General features: G+C 39.8%; 19 protein-coding genes. 10 read left to right on the top strand and 9 right to left on the bottom strand.

Annotated features, from left to right (window positions below):
* Positions 1-4: 4 nt before the first annotated feature.
* Both RM552_RS04700 and RM552_RS04695 read left to right on the top strand, forming a co-directional pair.
* Positions 5-1,033: a DUF58 domain-containing protein gene (locus RM552_RS04700; RefSeq protein ID WP_311367621.1), complete on the top strand. Its 1,029-nt coding sequence runs from the start codon at positions 5-7 to the stop codon at positions 1,031-1,033.
* On the top strand, positions 1,030-3,144 hold the full coding sequence (locus RM552_RS04695; protein WP_311367620.1) for a transglutaminase TgpA family protein: 2,115 nt from the start codon (positions 1,030-1,032) through the stop codon (positions 3,142-3,144). The genes RM552_RS04700 and RM552_RS04695 overlap by 4 nt, the downstream gene beginning before the upstream one ends.
* 28 nt (positions 3,145-3,172) lie before the next feature.
* Here the strand turns inward: RM552_RS04695 and RM552_RS04690 are convergent, their stop codons facing one another.
* Entirely contained in the window at positions 3,173-4,402 is a 1,230-nt protein-coding gene (locus RM552_RS04690) for a saccharopine dehydrogenase family protein (RefSeq protein WP_311367619.1), read from the bottom strand.
* 73 nt (positions 4,403-4,475) lie between these two features.
* Positions 4,476-4,937, bottom strand: coding sequence for an SRPBCC family protein (locus RM552_RS04685; protein WP_311367618.1), 462 nt, complete (start codon positions 4,935-4,937; stop codon positions 4,476-4,478).
* Between the two features lie 206 nt (positions 4,938-5,143).
* On the opposite strand from RM552_RS04685, the gene RM552_RS04680 reads away from it, so the two are divergent.
* The 5 genes from RM552_RS04680 (at position 5,144) to RM552_RS04660 (ending at position 10,826) form a co-directional block, all read left to right on the top strand.
* Positions 5,144-5,869: an esterase/lipase family protein gene (locus RM552_RS04680; RefSeq protein WP_311367617.1), complete on the top strand. Its 726-nt coding sequence runs from the start codon at positions 5,144-5,146 to the stop codon at positions 5,867-5,869.
* Between the two features lie 9 nt (positions 5,870-5,878).
* A complete protein-coding gene (locus tag RM552_RS04675; protein WP_311367616.1) occupies positions 5,879-7,108 on the top strand; it encodes an NAD(P)/FAD-dependent oxidoreductase in 1,230 nt (409 codons plus the stop codon).
* A gap of 32 nt (positions 7,109-7,140) precedes the next feature.
* Positions 7,141-8,610 (top strand): WS/DGAT/MGAT family O-acyltransferase, encoded by a 1,470-nt coding sequence (locus tag RM552_RS04670; RefSeq protein ID WP_311367615.1) that lies wholly within the window; start codon positions 7,141-7,143, stop codon positions 8,608-8,610.
* 221 nt (positions 8,611-8,831) lie between these two features.
* Positions 8,832-10,004 carry a hydroxymethylglutaryl-CoA reductase gene (locus RM552_RS04665; protein WP_311367614.1) on the top strand — a complete coding sequence of 391 codons (1,173 nt, stop codon included), beginning with the start codon at positions 8,832-8,834 and terminating at the stop codon, positions 10,002-10,004.
* 120 nt (positions 10,005-10,124) lie between these two features.
* Positions 10,125-10,826, top strand: a complete 702-nt coding sequence (locus tag RM552_RS04660) for a DUF8198 family protein (protein ID WP_311367613.1) — start codon at positions 10,125-10,127, stop codon at positions 10,824-10,826.
* On the opposite strand, the gene RM552_RS04655 is transcribed toward RM552_RS04660, so the two are convergent.
* Entirely contained in the window at positions 10,823-11,446 is a 624-nt protein-coding gene (locus RM552_RS04655; protein ID WP_311367612.1) for a TetR/AcrR family transcriptional regulator, read from the bottom strand. The genes RM552_RS04660 and RM552_RS04655 overlap by 4 nt on opposite strands.
* 195 nt (positions 11,447-11,641) lie before the next feature.
* Between RM552_RS04655 and RM552_RS04650 the strand changes: the two genes are divergently transcribed.
* The 3 genes from RM552_RS04650 (at position 11,642) to RM552_RS04640 (ending at position 13,645) form a co-directional block, all read left to right on the top strand.
* Positions 11,642-11,989 carry a phasin-related domain-containing protein gene (locus RM552_RS04650; RefSeq protein ID WP_311367611.1) on the top strand — a complete coding sequence of 116 codons (348 nt, stop codon included), beginning with the start codon at positions 11,642-11,644 and terminating at the stop codon, positions 11,987-11,989.
* Positions 11,990-12,078: 89 nt separating this feature from the next.
* Entirely contained in the window at positions 12,079-12,747 is a 669-nt protein-coding gene (locus RM552_RS04645; RefSeq protein ID WP_311367610.1) for a hypothetical protein, read from the top strand.
* 115 nt (positions 12,748-12,862) lie between these two features.
* On the top strand, positions 12,863-13,645 hold the full coding sequence (locus RM552_RS04640; RefSeq protein ID WP_311367609.1) for an SDR family NAD(P)-dependent oxidoreductase: 783 nt from the start codon (positions 12,863-12,865) through the stop codon (positions 13,643-13,645).
* Between the two features lie 4 nt (positions 13,646-13,649).
* Here the strand turns inward: RM552_RS04640 and RM552_RS04635 are convergent, their stop codons facing one another.
* From RM552_RS04635 to RM552_RS04610, 6 genes are all read right to left on the bottom strand, one after another.
* Positions 13,650-14,552: an alpha/beta fold hydrolase gene (locus RM552_RS04635; protein WP_311367608.1), complete on the bottom strand. Its 903-nt coding sequence runs from the start codon at positions 14,550-14,552 to the stop codon at positions 13,650-13,652.
* A gap of 63 nt (positions 14,553-14,615) precedes the next feature.
* Positions 14,616-15,371, bottom strand: coding sequence for an esterase/lipase family protein (locus RM552_RS04630; RefSeq protein ID WP_311367607.1), 756 nt, complete (start codon positions 15,369-15,371; stop codon positions 14,616-14,618).
* A 22-nt stretch (positions 15,372-15,393) separates the two neighbouring features.
* The gene (locus tag RM552_RS04625) at positions 15,394-16,875 is read right to left on the bottom strand and encodes a WS/DGAT/MGAT family O-acyltransferase (RefSeq protein WP_311367606.1); all 1,482 of its coding nucleotides are present in this window, start codon (positions 16,873-16,875) and stop codon (positions 15,394-15,396) included.
* Positions 16,875-18,527, bottom strand: a complete 1,653-nt coding sequence (gene fadD / locus RM552_RS04620; RefSeq protein ID WP_311367605.1) for a long-chain-fatty-acid--CoA ligase FadD — start codon at positions 18,525-18,527, stop codon at positions 16,875-16,877. Before fadD ends, RM552_RS04625 begins: the two co-directional genes overlap by 1 nt.
* Before the next feature lie 263 nt (positions 18,528-18,790).
* Positions 18,791-19,252 (bottom strand): phasin-related domain-containing protein, encoded by a 462-nt coding sequence (locus RM552_RS04615; RefSeq protein WP_432277178.1) that lies wholly within the window; start codon positions 19,250-19,252, stop codon positions 18,791-18,793.
* Positions 19,253-19,370: 118 nt separating this feature from the next.
* Positions 19,371-20,777: a WS/DGAT/MGAT family O-acyltransferase gene (locus tag RM552_RS04610; protein ID WP_311367604.1), complete on the bottom strand. Its 1,407-nt coding sequence runs from the start codon at positions 20,775-20,777 to the stop codon at positions 19,371-19,373.
* Positions 20,778-20,833 lie beyond the last annotated feature (56 nt).

Genomic DNA, 20,833 nt, shown 5'->3' with positions numbered 1-20,833 from the left:
CCACATGGGTATAATAAATACTTGGCATCGTTTTAAAGCTTGGTTGAAAGACCTTCACAGTATCTGGCTGAATAAACGGATCCCAAGCAACAATTCGGTTCAGTTAAATATAAACAATACCTTTATCTTACCGACAAGTTTTGGTTGGTCGTGCATTGGTATAGCAGTTTGTTTGTTTGTATTGGGTACTAATTTTCAGAATAATGTCATTCTCTTACTTTGCTACTTTCTTATTGCTGTTATTTTACTGTCGGTATTTCATAGTTATTTTTACTTTATTCAACACAAAATTGAGTTTTTACCTATACAAGCTGATTTCGAAAATAGGCAGCTATATCAACCCATTCAAATCAATTCGACCGAAGATTATCAAGGCGGATGTCTAAGTTTTCAAATCGAAAACAAAGGGGTTATTAGCTTACAACAGCAAGCAAAAAAAACAATACGGGTTCCTTTACCTTCCTATACTCGGGGTCAATACCATAGTCCTCGCGTCAGCCTGAGCTGTATTTATGGATTTGGTTTGTTTAAGTGCTGGAGTCATTTAAGCCCAGATATAGATTTTTTGGTTTATCCGAAAATATTTAAGGCACCTATGAATTTGGTGCTAGAAAGTGAAGAAAGCGATTTGGGATTATCAAGTGATTCTCAACTTGCTATATCAGATAATCTGCAAGGTATACGCGAATACCAAGCCACCGATCCCATTCATCACATCAGTTGGAAGCACCTTGCAAAGGGCCAAGGATTGTTAACTAAGGATTTTAGTGAAAATCAAGGAGTATCAGGTTGGTTACGATTGCAGGACATACAACACTTAGGTCTAGAACGCGCATTGCAGTGCTTATGTTATCAAATTCAGCAATTAGAAAAAGATCATGTGAAATTTGGTTTAGATTTGGGAACGACTAAGTTATTACCTCAAACCGGTCCAAAACACATTGAAGAATGTTTGTCTCAATTGGCCCTTTATTCATCTTCGCCGACTAAACCTGATAGCGCCAACGCCTCCAAGCATAAGGCAAAAGCATGAAAGCTTATGTCGATAAGAACTTAAATAGCTTACCTGTATACGGCAGCTTAATCGCTGTATTTTTCCTTTTATTAATAACGCTGCATGAACCAATGATGACATGGGTTTGGATATTAAGTCTTTGCTCTATTATTATCGCCATCGCACGCATTAAAAAGCGACTAGAGCCGATTAAAAACCTTACGCTTAACTTGTTAGCAATATTTTGCATGCTGCTGTTAATTTACATGTCTGGTAGTTTTGGTTTAATGGCTACTATGGTCAACCTATTGGTTGTTGCGTGTTGCCTAAAGATCATCAATTTACATACCAAAGCTGACTATCACCTAATACTAATTGTGCTATTTTTCCTTATTGCATGTGGTTTTGTTTACAACCAAAGCGTTTATTTAGTGCTTTACTATTTTGTGTGTTTGATCATGCTTTTTCTCACCGCATTTTTTTTAAACCGAGGTGTATTAAGTATTGGCAAAAGCATTAAGCAAAGCCTCAAAATGATTTTTCAAGCAAGCCCCATTATGCTTGTTCTTTTTATCGTCGTACCAAGGTTCCCACCATTTTGGCAAACTCAAATAGAAAAAAGTACAGAAACTGGCTTATCAGAACAAGTTACGCCAGGCGATATTGCTAGCCTTGCGCAATCAGATGACCTCGTTTTTAGGGCCGAATTTGAAAACAATAATGTGCCAAATTCTCAAGACCGATATTTCAGATCTATCGTTTTAGATTACTTTGATGGATCAACATGGTCAGTAGCAAGAGAACCTACGCCTTATGACAGTGTAAACAAGTTCTCTTTTGAATTTGAAGATACACAAGAAACCAGCCAGTTTCGCTACTTAATAATAGCCGAACCAGCAAATACTAGATGGCTTTACTCTCTTGATATTCCTTTGCTTGAAGAAAACATGGGCGATGCTGCGATTTTTATGAATCAGCAATATCAACTGTATCAAAATGAAGTATCTACAAAATCAAATTTATACATTATTTCATCTTATACCAATGCCCGTTTAGACGTATTTAAAGATGAAGTGGACTTTTCCAGATATTTACAAGTGCCAACCGACTCTAACCCGCGCACTCAAGAGTGGGTGGCTGAAACCATTAGCGAAGAAATGACGTTCACCGACAAAGTGGATGCTATTAATCAGCTATTTTTAACGCAAGCCTTTACATATACATTAAAACCCCCTTTGATGAGTATAAATCCAGTTGATACTTTTATGTTTGAATATCAAAAAGGATTTTGTTCTCACTATGCTTCAGCAATGACCTATATGCTAAGAATTGCAGGTGTACCCGCCAGAATGGTTACGGGCTATCAGGGCGGTGAAATACAAGGTGAAAATATATTAACTGTTAGACAATATGATGCTCATGCATGGGTTGAAGCATATGACGATAAATTAGGCTGGGTTCGTTTTGATCCAACCTCATTAGTTGCCCCTAACCGAACATTATTAGGTCTACTGTCTGCGTTAAACAATCAAGAAAGTGAAGTGTTCGCTCGTGATATAAAAAGCTTTTTTGATTTTGCAGGGCTATCGGTACTTGATGAAAAATTGTCAATTCTTGACCACAATTGGAACCAGTTTGTACTTGGCTTTAATCAAGATGCCCAATCGAATATCATTACTTCTATTTTTGGCGAACTTAGTAAACAAAGCCTAACTCAATTCCTATTACTGACTATCGCTTTAATTGGACTGTTTTTAGCAGTGTTATTTTTACCCTATCGGTCTTGGTTTACACTGCCTACTAAAACACCGTTATCACTAGTTTTTAAGTCACTTAGTAAACTCGGTTACGAAAAGCAAGCTCATGAAACACTGGCTAGTTTTGTTGATCGTATTAAGCCCAGTATACAAGAGGCGGTATTTGGGCCATTGGAGCACTTTACCGAATTGTACTATCGCGCTACTTATCAAAGAAACTATGACACACCTGACGTTCATAAACCCAACAATACGGCAAATAATAAACATAACACGCATGAAAAATCTGTTGCTAATGATATGGTAAATGTAATCGAAGGTGAGTTAATAAAGGCAGCGAAAGCGGTGCAGCTTGCAATTAGATCACAAAAAAGACACTCCAGAAAGACCTAAAAACAAAATCGCACACCTTTTATAATCACTATTCTTGCTGCAATGTAAAGCTCAAACCCGCGTATTTTTCGAGACGCTGCACAATATGCATGCCAAATACACTCGCTGGGGTCCAAAAACCACCTGCTTTGTCTTCTTTTGAAATATCCTCAAGCAGACACATAGCAGATTCTCCTAACATTTTAGCAGTAGAACCGTAACCAGGATCGCGGTCTCCGGTAACTTTACACCGAAGTTCTTGCCCATTTTTTGTTTTACCGACAAACCTAAGGTCGTATCGCCCTTCTAATTGCTGTTTTTGGCTCGGTCCTTCACCTGGTTTAGGCAGGACTGTTTTTTCCATTAACCAGCGGCTCGGTGGAATCACCGCCGCCAGCATAAAGCCACCCATTCCTGCAGAAAATGCAGCGGCTCCCATCCCTCCTAATATACTCTTTCCAGTCATCATTGCTTCGTCGTATAGGAAATCGTTACCGTATTGGTTACCTAATAACGAATTACTTCGATGAATAATTCTAATATTAATTGCAGCCATAACAAATGGTGCAATCCATGTCTGCATATCTTTATCGTAGGCAGGTGTCATTAAATTAGTTTGTTTCACAGTGAAAGGATGGTCTGATGGACACAAAGCGTATGGGTCAGACAGTAACTTTCTTAGTTCCCTATCACTGCTAGCCTCTTTGATCATGTTCATCATGCTCGCAACAGTGCCACCCGACGCAGCGCCTTTCATACTTTTCACCCGCATTTTTATGCTTGAGCAATACTCATCAAACTGCAGTTTTGCGTTTTCTTGCAAAAAGAAAACGCCAAGATCCGATGGAATAGAATCAAAGCCGCAACTATGCACAATACGAGCCCCAGAGATTTTGGCAATATCCTCGTAACGAGTAACCATCTCTTTAATCCATTGTGGCTCTCCTGTTAAATCACAGTAATCAGTGCCATGAGCGACACAGGCTTTTACAACAACCTCACCATACAGCGCATAAGGACCAACGGTGGATATAACGACTTTTGTTGAGGTCACAAGCGCTTCAATACTTTCATCGTCATCAGTGTTTGCAACAATAATATCTAAGTTTGCGGCGGCATCACCTAATGACGCTTTTAATTTGCTAAGTTTGCCCTCAGACCTTCCTGCTATCGCCCATTTTATTCTGCCGCCAACGGGATAATTCTCTTGCATGTAGCGCGTTAATATTTCGCCTACAAAACTGGTGGCGCCGAACAAAATAATATCATACCGTTGCATTTTTCTATCCTTATTATCGTTATGTAATAGAACTACTTACAATTGCTGCCTAAAAGCACCAAGTTTATATTTATTACACCAATACTGTTTTAATATTGGTAATGTAGGTATCTACCATCCCTGCAAACTCCATTTTTACCATTGGACTTATTGCTAGTTTAAGCAGGCCCGGTAAGGGCAATGTTAGCACTGCTTTTGTAACAAAAGACAACTCAGTTCCTGCACTTAGTTCCTTAATTGTCCATTTCCCCGACACCTCGCTATTGCCTTCCCCTTTGATTGGGAACCATTCAACCGTTTTATCCGTGCTATTAGCTATGTACTCACAAGCATATGCAGTTTGCGCCGAGTGAGTGCCTAAATTTACTTTTTCCATTTCCCATTTAAATCTATTATCACCAATCTTTGTGATTGCATGAACTTTCGGGAAGTGTGCGGCAGATGCTTCAACATCTGACAACAAAGCAAAAACATGGTCTGAATCTGCGCTTACAATAAATTTTCGTGACAAATCGATGGATACTTTTAAAGCCAATGTGTCCCCCTAAAGCATATTGATAAACCTTGGTATACGATATAATAAGCCAAAGAGATTAGCGCAAGCACACAAATTACATCAAAGTCACTATGATCTAGTTAGTTGTTGTGAAGTATGAACTAGTATAGTGCTAATCAGATTCGATGGTTTCACGAGAAACGTTCTCCATATTAGTAGAGAATAAAGATAATGGTAAAAGTTTTGTGACAATACAACATTCACCTCCACCACAATGCAAGAAACCAAGCTTGTTAAGTATATTACTTGAAGTTAGAGCGCCTTTTGAGTTCGCCGCTATTGGCTTGCATGCGCATACTCTATCAAAAGCACCAAAAGGTGACGGTCGCCCCATCCTATTAGTCCCAGGCTATCAAGCTAGCGATACGTCGATGAAACCCTTAGGTACATATCTGCATTATTTGGGGTATCAGGTATACTATTCTCAACTAGGGAGAAATAAAGGCCAAGTAAATAGCGATATGCTTAGAGTAGGCAGAAGATGCGAAGAAATCGCTGAAGAACTGAACGGTCAATCTGTCACCCTTATTGGTTGGAGTTTAGGTGGTGTACTTACCCGTGAGGCCGCTCGGCTATACCCCAAATCTGTTAGAGAAATCATTACACTTGGCACACCTATAAAAGGCGGGCCCAAATTTACATCGATTGGAAAACAATACATTGCATTAAATAAGATTGACATCGACTCTTTTGAAATAGATGTTCATCAACGCAATTGTATTGGGTTCGACCAAGCGGTAACATCTATTTATAGCAAAACAGATGGTGTTGTTGGATGGCAGGCTTCGATCGATACTTACAACCCACAAGCCAATAATATTGAAGTAGTTAGCTCACATTTAGGCTTAGGCGTAAATCCACAAGTTTGGAAGTTAATAGCAGAGACGCTTCACAATAGCCGTGTAAATTAGGAATTATTTTTGACCACTCACACTTACAAATCGCGCATAATTATTATTGGCGCCAATTTTGCTGGACTGACTGCCGCAAGCAAAATTGACAAACACCACCTTGTAACAGTTATTGATGCTCGCGCGGATTTTCAGTGGACACCAAATATCCATGAAATGCTATCAGATGTTAAAAAACAAGATTATTTGTCCTTGCCACTTACTACCCTCATCTCAAAACTAGGTCATCATTTCATTCAACAAACCGTTAAATCGGTTAACAATGAGTTAAAAACTGTGTCTTTAAATGATGGGCAGACATTAGATTATGACGTACTACTGATCGCTTCAGGGCATAGCCGCACGAGTTATGGCATAACAGGAGCAGACAAATACGCCATTGGCTTCAGACAAGCTTCCGATGCATTAGCCATAAATAATAAAATACAGGCGTCAATAAATAGTAATACAAGCACCATTATCAACATTATTGGGGGTGGCTTTACAGGTGTAGAAGTGCTCGGCGAACTGCTACGAAAATACCCAAAAAATACAAACATTAAGCTAAATATCGTCGAGTCATCATCTAGCATATTACAATCACTGCCCAGCAAACTTGCCAATGACATAATAGAACAATGCAACAAGTTGGGTGTTCATTTTTACTTCAACAAAGCGATAAAAGAAGTTAAAAACGCTAGCATTTGCTTTGATGATAATAGTACTGTTCAATCTGATATCACAATTTGGACAGCAGGTACCAAATTGCCTGATTATCTGCTAGACCTAAATGCAAATATTGTTGCCAATGGCTTGCCAGTCAATCGTTATTTACAGGCGGAAGGATTTGACTCTATTTTTGTTGCTGGTGACTCTGCTAGCTATTCATCCCCCTTACCTAAACAAGCTAGCAACGCGATGGACATGGGCTTGCACGCGGCTGAAAATATTAATCGTTTTTGCAAGTACAAAACAATGTTGCCATTTACGCCAAAAACTAAACCCATTTTATTGTCTTTAGGCGATATTAATACTTATCTTATCCAAAAAAACCTAGTGTTAGCGAGCCCTCTCCTCGCCGCTGCAAAAGAAGCAGTTTATCAACTTTATATGGCACGATTATCATCTCTACTTCCGATAGAACAAGGACTTTCAGGTATCGCTGGCAGATTCAGTCTGTCAACAGAAAAATTGCTACTTGCTGAAGTATTAAAGGCAAGACCCAAAGTACTATTAGGGCGAAGTAAAGTTTTGTATTAGAATAACCTCAGCTTAAAGCGAAAGGACAGACTATGGATCACCTGAGTGGATCAGACGCCGCATTTTTACATTTAGAATCACCAGAAACACCAATGCATGTTGGTGGACTCGCTATTCTGGAGTTATCTGCTGATTATTCTGGCGACTTTATGGAAGACGTGCGTAAGCATATTCAAGAAAGAATGCACATGGCTCCAATTTTTCAACGAAAACTGGTCAATATGCCCTTTGATATCGCAAACCCAATTTGGGTGATGGACGAAGATATCGATATTGAATACCACATTAGGCATGTAATTGTGCCGCCGCCTGCGACTAGGAATACAGTTGATAAATTAGTTGCTCGTTTACATTCTAGTTTACTTGACCGTAGTCGTCCGCTCTGGGAAATGCATATACTAGACGGTTTACCCGTACCTGATGAATTGCCTAAGGGAACACGTTATGTAGGACTTTATTCAAAAATGCATCACGCAGCCTTAGATGGGATGGGCGGACAAGTGCTGATGGAAGCAATAATGGATGTGTCGTCTATACCTCGTCCGCCAAGAAAACGCATACGTCGCCGAGAATCCAACAATGGAGATAACTACGGCATTGCCGAATTAGCGGCTTCAGGGGTTATGCATAATATTAGTCAATCGATTAAATTAACTAAAAACTTACCCAAACTGACGGGCAAAGCATACGATCTTATTAAACCAGCAAGAAACGCTGACGGCAGTAAAGCAGAAAGAATGAACTGGTTAGCGCCAAAAACACCATTAAATGCCACTATTACCAATCAGCGAAGTTTCGCTCGGTTTTCAATTCCGCATGCAGAAAGCAAAGAAATTGCAAAACTAAATAACGTTAGTCTAAACGACGTTGTTATGGCAATTTCTGGTGAAGGTATGCTTCGATATTTTGCTGACGAAGGACTCAGTTTAGACGAGAATATGTTAGCAGCCATCCCTGTTAGTGTGCGACCAGAGGGCAATACAGAACTAAGTAATCAAGTGTCAATGGCGCGTATGAGCTTGGCAACTACCATCAAAGATCCACTTGCTCGATTAAAAGCTATAAATGCATCATCAACTCATACCAAAGAACTAATGTCAGACGTAAAATCTATAATGCCTACCGATTTTCCGTCAATTGGCGCACCTTGGCTAGTGAGTAGCATTGCATCTACTTTAACACGAGCCAGGGTAGCGAATTCTTTACCTCCCTTTGCTAATGTGCTGATATCGAATGTACCGGGTCCAAACATCACTCTATACTTTGCTGGGGCTAAACAAGTTAGTACTTATCCAGTTTCGATTCCGTATCATGGGATGGCATTAAATATCACCTTACAAAGTTACAACGGTTGGCTTGATTTTGGTGTGATTTCATGTCAAAAACTTATGCCTGATATCTACGAACTAGCACAACATATGAAAGAGGCTTACAAAGACTTATTAAAGCTCAGTATTGCTGCTCAAGCCAAAGAGTCAGGCAGTACTAAAAAGCCCTCATAATGTTTATGATGGAGATATGTTTTGGATGATATGTTAGGCGAGTAACTCGCAAAATAAACTTGAAATTCAAGTTCAAGTACCAAGCTTGTAAAATATTTGTTATTTATTTGATAATTTTATTGTTTTCCATTCCACTAAATGTGTATATTACTACACTGTTTGCAGTATTTTATATAGTTTGAATGTTCAGATTAAGCTAACAACAATTAAGGACCCATATAATGAGTGATGACATGCGTATTCCACGTAATGCAGAAAATGACCATACCGATGAAATGGCCAAAATCCGTCGTGATTTTATTAAAGAAAAGACTGGCGCAGAATTAGAACATACTGGTCAATACAGTATCGATACTGCTGTGCTACCTGGCAATGTGGAAAATTTTATTGGTATTGTACAAATGCCAGTTGGAATCGCTGGTCCTGTGCATATCGATGGTGAACATGCTAACGGCCATTTTTATGTGCCCATGGCAACCACTGAAGGCACATTGGTCGCTAGTTATAGTCGTGGTATGCGGGTTATTAATGAATGTGGGGGCGTCAAAACAACTGTTGTTGAGGGTTGGATGCAACGTGCACCTGCCTTTATATTCGATAATGCGCGTCAAGCAAGGGATTTTGGGATTTGGGTTACTGAAAATTTCGATAAAATTAAAGCGGCAGCAGAAACGACCACAAGTGTTGGTAAATTAGAACATATTCAACAATGGTCTGTTTCCAAGACAAAATATCTACGATTTAACTACACCACTGGCGACGCTGCTGGTCAAAATATGGTCGGGAAAGCCACACTCATTGCTTGTGAATGGATTAAAGCTAACTCCCCTATTCCGTGTTTTTATATGTTATCTGGTAATATGGATACTGATAAAAAGCACTCGCACCTTAACATGCTACATTCTCGAGGCAAGCGAGTAATTGCCGAAATTGTTCTGAAAAAAGAAGTGCTCGCAAGTGTGATGAAGGTAGATACCAAAATGCTAGCTGGTGCGACAACACTAGCAAATACCGGAGCTCACATGGCAGGTGCTGCATATAATGGCCCACATTCTGCCAACGGCATTGCTTCGGTATATATTGCGACAGGTCAAGATGAAGCCAATGTGGTTGAATCACACGCTGGTATGCTATCGCATCAATTGTTGGATAATGGCGACCTATACATGTCTGTTACTTTACCTTCATTGATTGTTGCGACTTTTGGTGGCGGTACTGGTTTGCCTACACAGAAAGAATGTTTAGAAATAATGGGTTGTGTTGGTAAAGGTAAAGCCAATAAATTTGCCGAAATTGTAGCGGCAACCGTATTGGCGGGTGACATATCTTTGGGTTGCGCAGTAATAGCTGGCCATTGGGTTGCTAGCCATGACAAAATGGGAAGAAACAGATAGTACTGTTGCTTAATTAAAGCCCGGTTCTTCCGGGCTTTTTTATATAGGCCTTAATACCATGTTGATGTAAAATTGTGTATTAGAGCCGTCAACTAAAGGACGCTTACATAAAGGATCGCAATGTCCAATACCTTAGAAAACATTATTTTGTCTTTGCAACACACCCAAAATATGCAAAAACATATTGCAGAAAACAATCTAACTACCCATATTCGTCATTTACAAGCTTGGCAAACTAAACGTTTACTCGTTACTCATGATGACTTATGGCAGTCAAAACGTTTTAAGCCGGCGATGCAGTTTTTCATTGACGAACTATACGGCCCTAAAGACTTTAGTCAACGTGATAACGAATTGGCCAGAGTGGTGCCCAAAATGGCTAAACTGTTGCCTGATAAAGCCCTTTTATCTTTGCAAGCTGCTCTTAAATTAAATGCACTTTCACTAGAATTAGATTTATCGTTGATACAAGATTTAGGAAAAAATACGCTTGACCACAATAGCTATTTTGCGTCTTACAAAGCCTGTAACAACCAAACGAAACGTGAAGAGCAAATTCAATTACTCGAGAACTTGGGATTAGACTTAGCGCAAGTTGTTAAAATTTCAGGCATTTCTGCCATTTTGATGCTTTCAAGAAAACCTGCAAAAGTGGCGGGAGTAAAGAGTCTTCATGAATTTTTAGAAAAAGGGTTTAAATCCTTTAAAAAGCTTGGAAATGTGCATGACTTTATCAATCCAATCATCCTCAAAGAACGAAAAATGATGCTGGCTTTATTTGAGAATGACGAAAACGACAACCCTTTACCCAAGGTTAATTAATCACTATCAAGATTTTTTTTCAATATAGCAGTCTTTATTTTCGCGCTGTCTTGATTTTTTGCATAATACGATTGAAGACTAAAATAAATAGTCATCAAAGTGCGATAAACAATATTAGGATCAACAAGCGAATCACCTTGCATCTGATAATAATTGAGACTTTGGAATAACGTGAGGCTGATCACGTCAAGCAAAAGGTCTAGATCAGCTGAAGAACCATTCAAAACACCTTTTCGTTGTTGCTGACTAAGGGTACTGCGAAGATACTGTCTTTGAAATTTAGACAACCTTTGTAACTTTGTTGTTATAGAGGGATATTGGGCTGAAATTTCTGCAATGTTTTGAAACAAGAACCTAAACAAATGCATAGCTTCCAAGCAATGAAATAGGTATTTGTAAAAATCTAAGCTGTCATCTGAAGATTGGTCAATGCCGTTAATTTTAGCAATGTAACTGTCAACCAAGGCGTTTATAATTTCATCTTTACCTTTGAAATGATAATAGAGATTTCCAGGGCTTATATCTAACTCGTTTGCGATATCGACACTTGTGATATTACGTTCACCTTGAGTATTAAACAAATCAAGACTTATCAACAATATTTTGTCTTTAGTTTTCAATGTATGTCGCCCCAATGAAACGTAAGTGATTTCCTAATCTACAGCTAATTGGCTTTTAAGGCTAGGGGCTGTTGTTGTTAAAAACTGATAAATTTTAATTAATTGCATTTTTAGTATGCGCTTTCTAATCCTATTGTTTATATTCTCATCATCATAGAGCTATAACGACATTTTTTAATTACTTGGAGAACTTAAATGACAACATTAGAACGCGTAAATAACACAATAGGCACAGCAGAAGAAATCGCAAGAAAAGCTTGGTTAGCAAGCCTTGGCGCGTATGGAAAAGGTTTTGAAGAAATCCAAAGTCAATACGAAAAATTCAACGGCGAAACAATGCGTATGTTTGAAGAATTAGTAACGCGCGGCACAAAAATTGAAACTAGTACAAAAGAAAAAGTAAAAGCAAAAACCTCAGTAGAGCAACGAGTAGAAGATGTTCGTAAACAACTTGGTCTTGATAACACCGACACTGCGTCAAAAATTGAAGAATTGTCGAAAAAAGTTGATGCCTTAGCTGCAACCGTAAAAGAACTTTCTTAGTATAAAACGCTAAGTAGTTCTTGGCTTTAATGCTTTTTCGCTTTATCACTGTGGTTTGATACAACATTTATTTATACAGGAGACATAAAATGTCGACTAAAGACACCTTAGAAAATATGGCTAAAAATACCTTTTTGGCAGGTTTAGGATCTATTGATAGCAGCAGAGACGCTCTTGCTAAGTCAATCGATGCCGCGCAAGAAAAATCCAACAGCCTATACAATGAATTGTTAACTCGTGGCGGCGAAATTCAAAACAAACTTTTTGAAAAAAGAGATGAGCTCCAAGCTAAAGGTAGAAAGTTTTTAGGGATTAAATCGAATCAGTCACAAGACGATAAGATTGAACAATTGAACGCGAAGGTAGATCAGTTGACTACAGCTGTGGTTGCATTAATTGAAAAAAGAAATGCAACTAAAGCAGTAGTAAAACCTAGGGTAGTGGCGAAGCCTAAAGCGGCTCCAAGAGCGGCAGCGAAACCTAAAGCAGCTCCAAAAGCAGCAGCGAAGCCGAAAGCAGCCCCAAAAGCGGCAGCAAAGCCTAAAGCAGCTCCAAAAGCAGCAGCGAAACCGAAAGCAACCCCAAAAGCGTCAGCGAAACCTAAAGCAGCTCCAAAAGCGGCAGCGAAACCTAAAGCAGCTCCAAAAGCAGCAGCGAAGCCGAAAGCAGCCCCAAAAGCGGCAGCAAAGCCTAGAGCGGCAACACAGGCAAAAAGCGATACAAAAGCAAGTAGTGATGCGCCTAGCAAAGCAGAATAATATTTATCTAGCATATAAAAACGGGCATATCAGCCCGTTTTTTTATATGATAAATATTTGATTCTTAAATATGCTTATAATCACTTAGTCTCATTCCAACATTAAGGTATAAACAATGCACGAGTGCAAAACAGTAATGATTACCGGCGCTTCGGAAGGAATTGGACGAAGCTTTGCAGAAACCTTCGCCAAAAAGGGTCACGATTTAGTACTTGTGGCCAGAAATGCTGAAAAGCTAGCATCCTTAGCCCAAGAATTAAAAGCTAACTACGCTATAGAAGCCCATCCATTTGCGGCAGACCTTATTCCTGTGGGAGCAGCAGAGGCGATTTTTGCTGAAATTAAAGAACAAAATATTAATATTGATATATTGGTCAATAATGCAGGAATGATGCAAGTCGAAAAACTTCACGAATGTGATATCGATGGCTTAAACCGGCTGATACAACTGAATATTCAAAGCCTTGTTAACATGAGCCACCACTTTGTCAAACCAATGATAGAGCGTGGAAAAGGTAAGATTATCAATGTGGGATCAATTGCTAGCTTTATGCCAACGCCAAATTTTGCGGCTTATGGCGCAAGTAAAGCATTTGTGCTCTCTTTTACAGAAGGTTTTGCTGAAGAGTTGCGTGGCACAGGCGTAACAGTTACTTGCGTATGCCCTGGTATGACGCAAACAAAAATGCTCGACCACGCAGATGGTTTTGAAAAGTACATACCAAACTTCCTCAAAGCCGAACCATCGGAATTAACAAACGAAGCCTATAAGGCATGTATGAAAGGCGACGTGGTATTTTTGGATAAACTTGCCAATAAACTTCTTGTGCAATGGGCTACTCACTACCCAAGATGGTTTGTAAGAGGCGTAAATGGGATTTTTGCTCGCTTCAAATAGCTTATCAACGCTTACTTATTAAGTTTATATCTTCAACAATTTGTTGCCAAAGTTGTGTGGGGAGCGTGTGCCCCATTCCTTTTAAAATTTGTAATTTGGCATTGGGTATCGCTTCAGCAGTGGCGATTCCACATTCAACAGGCACTAGAGGATCATCATCCCCATGAATAATGAGGCTAGGTAAATCAAGCTGACGTAAATTGGTCGTGCGGTCGGGTGAATCAATAATGGCCGCAAGCTGACGTGCTACACCTGCAGGATTGAAACCTCTCTCTCTTGAATACCTAATAACTTGTTCAATACGACTTGCATCAAATGTGAAGTGCGGTCCGTGCAGTAACTCCCACACTTTCAAGTTATGTTTTACATATTCATCTAATTGTTTGGGGGCAGGCTTTAAAAGCTTGGCACTCACTTTAGCCCTAGCTCTAGGTAGTGAGCGATCGCCTGTCGTCGACATAATTGAAGTCAGTGATTTGACTCTGTCGGGTGCTTTTATTGCGATGCATTGCGCAATCATGCCGCCCATTGATGCGCCAACCAAATGAGCATGAGAAATGCTCAATGCATCCATTAATCCCAATGTATCGTTCGCCATATCGTCAAGCAAATAAGGTGCGTTTATCTTTCTACTAAACAAACTGTTACCCAGAAAATCCCACAGATTGGGTACTGGGTAATCAGTGAGCCAAGTGCTTTTGCCAATATCACGATTATCGAAGCGAATAACGTGCAAATTATGACTCGCTATCAATTTGCAGAAGTCGTCGCTCCAGTGGATCATTTGGGTGCCTAAACCCATGATCAACAATATTGCAGGATCGCTTTGACGACCAAAACTGTCATAGTGAATGTGTAAACCATTTGAGCTTGCCTGCTGGCTTGCATTGTATTGAATGTTATCCAACGTGTACTTCCTTGGTCGAATATTGGCGCGTTTTAATCAAAAATAGCATATATTTAATAGTGCCTAGTACGGAGCCCAAGCATCTTCTTTTTGCGCCAAGCGATTTGCCACTATCCACATCACCTCGTGATTATGTCCTAATCCGCAATGACTACCCTTAACCTCAATATTCTCAGCCTGATCATCATCATCAATATGCATATTTAGGCAAGCCTGCCAATGAGCTACGCCATCGGTACGTGAGTAGAGTGCAGAGGTAGGCACTGGTGGTGGCTTTAACATATTTACCATCACGTCTGGGTTAGTGCTAACAATATCACCATTAATCAGACCAAATAGTTTTGCAACAAAGGGAACTGAGCCACCGGGTCCATTAAATGGACTTCCCAGAGTAATTACTTGTCTTACATGGTCCGGCAATAAACGCGCAATTTCGCGCGCTAAGATACCGCCCAAACTCCAACCAACTAAGCTAACTTTCTTGTCATGTTTTAGTGAAAGCTCTATCACACGATTAAGCAGTGCATCACTTAGTACGTCATGTCCGCCAACAATTTCAGTACCCAAGTTGCGGCCCAAACCCCACCCATATGTTTGATAGCCTTTGAACGCTAAAAAGGAACGAATTGGTTTAGTGCTGATATCGCTAGCTAAAAATCCTGGTAACACCATGACGGGATGGCCATCTCCTTTAGGTGCACTCAATAAAAACGGCATTAGCATGCCTGTCATCCCTAATTCAAAGAAAGTCCGACTTTCCCCTATCATATTGATTAAAGAGGGTTTTGGTAATTCTGCAATGGGTGCTTCTATCGTCATATTACTTCCTAATATTTGAGCGTTAATCTTGCTCTAAAAATTGCTTAAGTACTTCAGCTTCTTTTAGTTTCTTTTGTGCTGCTTGTTCTAATTCATTGGCACTTTCACGAATATAGCGAGTAAAAATATCAAGGTCAGGCATAAGGTTTGTTGCGCTAGTAGGGCTTATTGATATCGTGCCGTTGTAACTGCAAATAGGCATTATTAGCCCCATGCCATCAAAAATTGGAGCTGTGCCCATATTTACAATCAGTTTATGACCCGCTAAATAAAGGGGTATTTGTGGACCAGGTACGTTGGTAATAACCACGTTAAAGAATGGATTGTGTCGTTTAGCAACGGCTGCACTGCTATAGAACCTTGCAGCCACACCTGCTAAACCAAAAGGTATTAGCTCTGCATAGCCCATTAAGCTCTTGGCATCTATTGCATCTTGATAAAGCTTTCCAATCACAGTGTTCTGATGTATTTTTTCTAGCCTTTTGATTGGGTCGCTCAAATCTGTCGCCAATTGAACATACATGGCCGACACTTGATTTCCCATCGCATTTTTTTCTTCATCTGTACGAGTTGAAACTGGCACCATCGCAACTAAAGGTTTTTCAGGCAATTCATTTTTATCTTTCAAATATCGTCGTAACGCGCCGGAACAAATAGCTAAAATCACATCATTGAGCGTTGCTCCATGAACCGCTTTACGAAGCGCCTTCACTCGGTGAATATCTAATATTGCAGAATTCCAGACACGCGAGGCTTCGACTGTATCATTGAATTTAGTCTTGGGTGCTCGTAGAGGAATAGTCGGCATTCCAACCCCCTGATTGCGACTCAAACTACCCGCTTTTAGCGTTGACTTGCCCGTATCCCATAATAAACCCGGTAATTTACCGGGACGCGTAATAAAGTTATAAGCACTTTTTGCCATAAGACCTACAGGGCCAGGTACATCAGCTATTTTTTTATTAACCGGAGGTTTCACACTTCTTGGTTTCGGCGAAACATCATATAGCATGGTCATTAAATCAGCGCCTGATTTACCATCAAAACCTGCGTGATGCACTTTACTTATTAAGGCTACTGAGCCTTTGGGAACTTGCGGTATAGAGTCCAAGCCTTCTACAAAGATAAATTCCCAAAGAGGCCGCTCTCGATCAAGCTGTTGAGAAAACAAACGTGACGCTAAATAACGCAACTCCTTCCAGCCGCCCGGGCGCGGCAATGCCGTTCTATGCAGGTGCTGATTTAAATCAAAATCGGGGTCTTCAATCCAATATGGTCGGTCCAAACTCATTGGTACCGTGACTAACTTTTGTGTGAGCTTATCCACTGTATGCAATCTATCTTGAATAAACTGCTTGAAATCATCAAATTGCAATGAACCTTCCATAATAGCCACGCCGCCAATATGCATTGGTACTTTGGGTGTTTCAAGGTATAAAAATGACGCGTCTAATCCAGATAACTCTTCCATACTCTCCCCCATCAGATACTCAATTATGCTCATTAAGTCCTAAGTTCTCTACGCAATATCTTGCCTACATTACTTTTCGGCAGTTCTGCTATAAATTCAACCTTTTTGGGTATTTTGTATCCGGTTAAGTGCTGACGGCAGTGGGCAATAAGTTCTTTTTCAGTCAAATCTTCTTTTTTGCGCACCACTACTAACTTAACAATCTCACCCGAAACTTCATGCGGAACGCCAATCGCAGCAGCCTCAAGTACGCCCTCATGCATCGCCGCTACTTCTTCTATTTCGTTAGGGAATACATTAAAACCCGACACCAAAATCATGTCTTTTTTCCGATCCACAATATAAAAAAAGCCATCTTTATCACATGTTGCAATATCGCCGGTAGCTAACCACCCATCAACAATCATTTCAGCACTAGCTTCAGGCCGGTTTAGATACCCTTGCATTACTTGTGGCCCACGCACATGCATTTCGCCTGCTTCGCCAAGAGCGACTTCATTACCCTCGTCATCCACTAATTTTATTTCTGTCGATGGAACAGGCATCCCAATTGACCCTTTATAAGCTGGTAGTTCGGGTGGATTCACTGTTACGGTGGGGCAGCATTCTGTCAAACCATAGCCTTCGAGCAAAATAAGCCCGGTAGTCTCTTGCCACTTTTCAGCGACCGGTTTTTGAACTGCCGCACCACCGCCCAGAGCGAATTTCATGCGGCTAAAATCTAAGTCGGAAAACCCGGGAGTGTTTAATAAGCTATTAAATAAAGTATTTACGCCGGTTAACACTGTAAATGGATATTTTGCCATTTCTGCAACAAAGCCTTCCATATCTCTGGGATTAGTGATTAACAAATTTGGACAGCCGTACTTAATAAAGGTCAAACAGTTCCCTTGCAGCGCAAAAATATGATAAAGCGGCAACGCGGTTACAACTAATTCTTCGCCAGGATCAATCACATTTTCAAGGATGCTAGATGTTTGTTCTAAGCTTGCAACCAAGTTACGATGACTTAACATTGCACCTTTAGAAACGCCCGTAGTACCGCCCGTATATTGCAAAAAAGCGAGGTCTTTACCCGTAATTTCTGGGCGTGTATAGGTTTGTGAGGACCCCGTTTTTATTGCTGTTAAAAAACGTTCCGCGCCTGGTAAGTCATATTCTGGCACCAATTTTTTTACATGTTTTATTGCAAAGTTAGTAAACAATCTTTTAATTGGCGAAAGCATGTCACCAAGTGATGTTAGGAGTACTTTTTCCACGGCCGTTTCTTTGATCACTTCGCTTAAGGTACAAGCAAAATTTTCGACAATCACAATGGCTTTTGTGTTTGAATCTGATAATTGATGCTGTAATTCTCGTGGTGTATAGAGTGGATTAACATTTACCACAATCATTCCGGCTCGGAGTATACCAAACAGCGCCACTGGATATTGAATAAGGTTAGGCATCATTATGGCAACCGCATCACCTTTTTGTAGTCCGGCATTCTGCAAATAAGCCGCAAAGTTTTGTGACAAGGCATCTAATTCGGCAAAGCTAATGCTTTTACCCATATTAATATAGCTAGTGTTAGTAGAATATTTTTCTATTGATTGTTCAAATATGTCAACAATAGATGAATACTGTTCTGGGTTAATTTCTGCGGGCACAGAAGAATCGTAGTTTTCTAACCAAATCTTTTCCACTTTCGCTCCTAAATGCTGTTCTACTTTTTCGTAATTTGCATTGCAAATTTTTAACGAACTTTAATATCCAGCTTTTTATTATTCTTTACTTTATATGCAATAAAGCCCTCAGTTAAAATTAACACATATTTTTATACATTTCATTAACAACTACGACCAGTTGGAAACTTATATTCGTTATTTGCTGCAGTTTTTCTTAAATATTTTATTTAAAGCAAAAAAAAGAGCCCTAAGGCTCTTTTTAATTTGTTATTAAAATTCGATTACGCTTTTTTAGCTGCCGTTTTGCTTGCTGGTTTTGCGGCTGGTTTTGTTTTCGGCTCTGCTGCTAATTTAGCAACTGCTGCCGTTAACGCATCAATTTTTGCACTCAAGTCTTCAATTTTTTGGTCGTTATCGTTTCCGCCCATACCAAGCTTAGAGCGCACTGTTTCAATACGTGATTCAATATCAGTTTTGGCAACAACGTCATTTTTAACAGATTCTACTTTAACTTTACCTTCGTCTTCAATTTTTTGCCCTTTAGCAACTAATTCATCGAAGAATTTGTTTGATTCTGTAGAAAGAGCTTCCATACGCCCTGTCAATTCTTCAAACCCTTTACCATATGCGCCAAGACCTGCTAGCCATACTTTACGGGCCATTTCTTCTGCATTAGCTGCAGATTCTTTAATCATGTTTTCTGCAGTTGCTGCGCTTTCTTTTAACTTGTCGATGTTGTTCATAATATTTATCCTAATAGTGGTTAATTTAAGTATCTTGCTTCGATAGGATGCATATTAAAGAGATAAATTAGAATTCTCATACTAATTAAGCAAATTAAATCTATTTTTATAAAATAAATTACTCATTGTCTTTTTCTTTCATCAAGTTTTGCAGGAAAATCCCACCTTTAATGCTATCAATTGCCGATTCAATATAGTCGGCAATCACTTGTACATCGGGAATTGTATCCCTACAGGCCATTAAACCAAAACCAATGGTGTCGCAGTAACTCACCACAGTAATATTCAATGATTGTCCGTCAATCAATACAGACATGGGATAAGTTGCTTTTAGTTCAGCTTGACCAAAATAGAGAGGTGCGCGTGGACCTGGAACGTTAGAAATAGTCACATTGGCAGCCGGAGGGGTTAATTTGGACAAATTTAACTGGTTCATTACCGCAACTAAACCTTGTGCCATCACTGCAAAATTTGTTGCAGCATCTGCCGATACGTCCATTAATTCGTTTTTTGCGTCGTTAGTTGATTGACCAATTAACTGCAAACGTGTCATGGTATCGGGTTCGTTAGTAGCCAAATTAGCGATAACATAAGTGATTTGATTACCACTACGATTGACCTGACGAACCGATACTGGCACTGAAGCAATTAAGGATTTTTTTGTGAGGGCCTTTTTGTCTAGCATGTATTTGCGTAATGCTTCAGAGCAAAGTGCCAAGACAATATCATTGACGGTTGCATCTGCTTGTTTTCCAAGCGCTTTAATCTCGCTCAGCGACAATGCTTTTACAGCGAAACGACGAGCACCGGTAATTGGCACATTAAACAAGGACTTTGGTGCACTAAATGGGACCGGTGATGTGTTTTTGTCAATGCCAACGGCTTTTAAGCCCTGTCCCATAAACATTTTTGACAAGTCTTGTACCATCTTTGTGTTCGAACCCAGCTTCTCGATTACCTTATTGGCTTTATCTCTAATGCTAGCTTCTTCGTCACCGTTTACTTTTTTATGCTTTGGCACACCTATCCATGGCGCTCTAACCTCATCTGTCACCGCAAGACTCAAACAATTTTCCATGAGCTCGATTCCACCCATACCGTCTATAGCAGCATGATGCATTTTCATATACAGAGCAAATTGATTGTTTTCTAAGCCTTCAATTAAATGAAACTCCCATAAGGGTCTTTCTCTATCTAATAGGCGACTGTGCAAGCGAGAGGCAAGTTCTAGCAAATCTTCAACAGTACCGGGTTTAGGCAGCGCCGAATGGCGCACATGATAATGAATGTCAAAATTGTTATCGATTTCCCAACTGGGTAGCGCAGCACTACGCACTGAACTTAACTTTTGATTAAATGGAGGTCCAGGCCTTTGTTTTTCTAATTTTTCTAACAAATCGCGAGGGAAATTCCCCTCATAATTGGGCGGGATTTCGAAGATAGCTAAGCTAGCAACATTTACGGGGGTACTTTGTTTTTCTAGGGACAAAAACGCGAGATCAAGCGCATTTAGTTTATTTGACATGCTTTATAACCTGTAAACTAATTTGCCTTAGTGTAAACATAGGTATTGGCTTTTTA

The organism is Glaciecola petra (assembly GCF_031846345.1).
In the GTDB taxonomy this organism is placed as follows: Bacteria; Pseudomonadota; Gammaproteobacteria; order Enterobacterales; family Alteromonadaceae; genus Glaciecola; species Glaciecola petra.
Note: the sequence above shows the minus strand (reverse complement) of the source record. Positions and strands in the feature narration are given on the sequence as shown.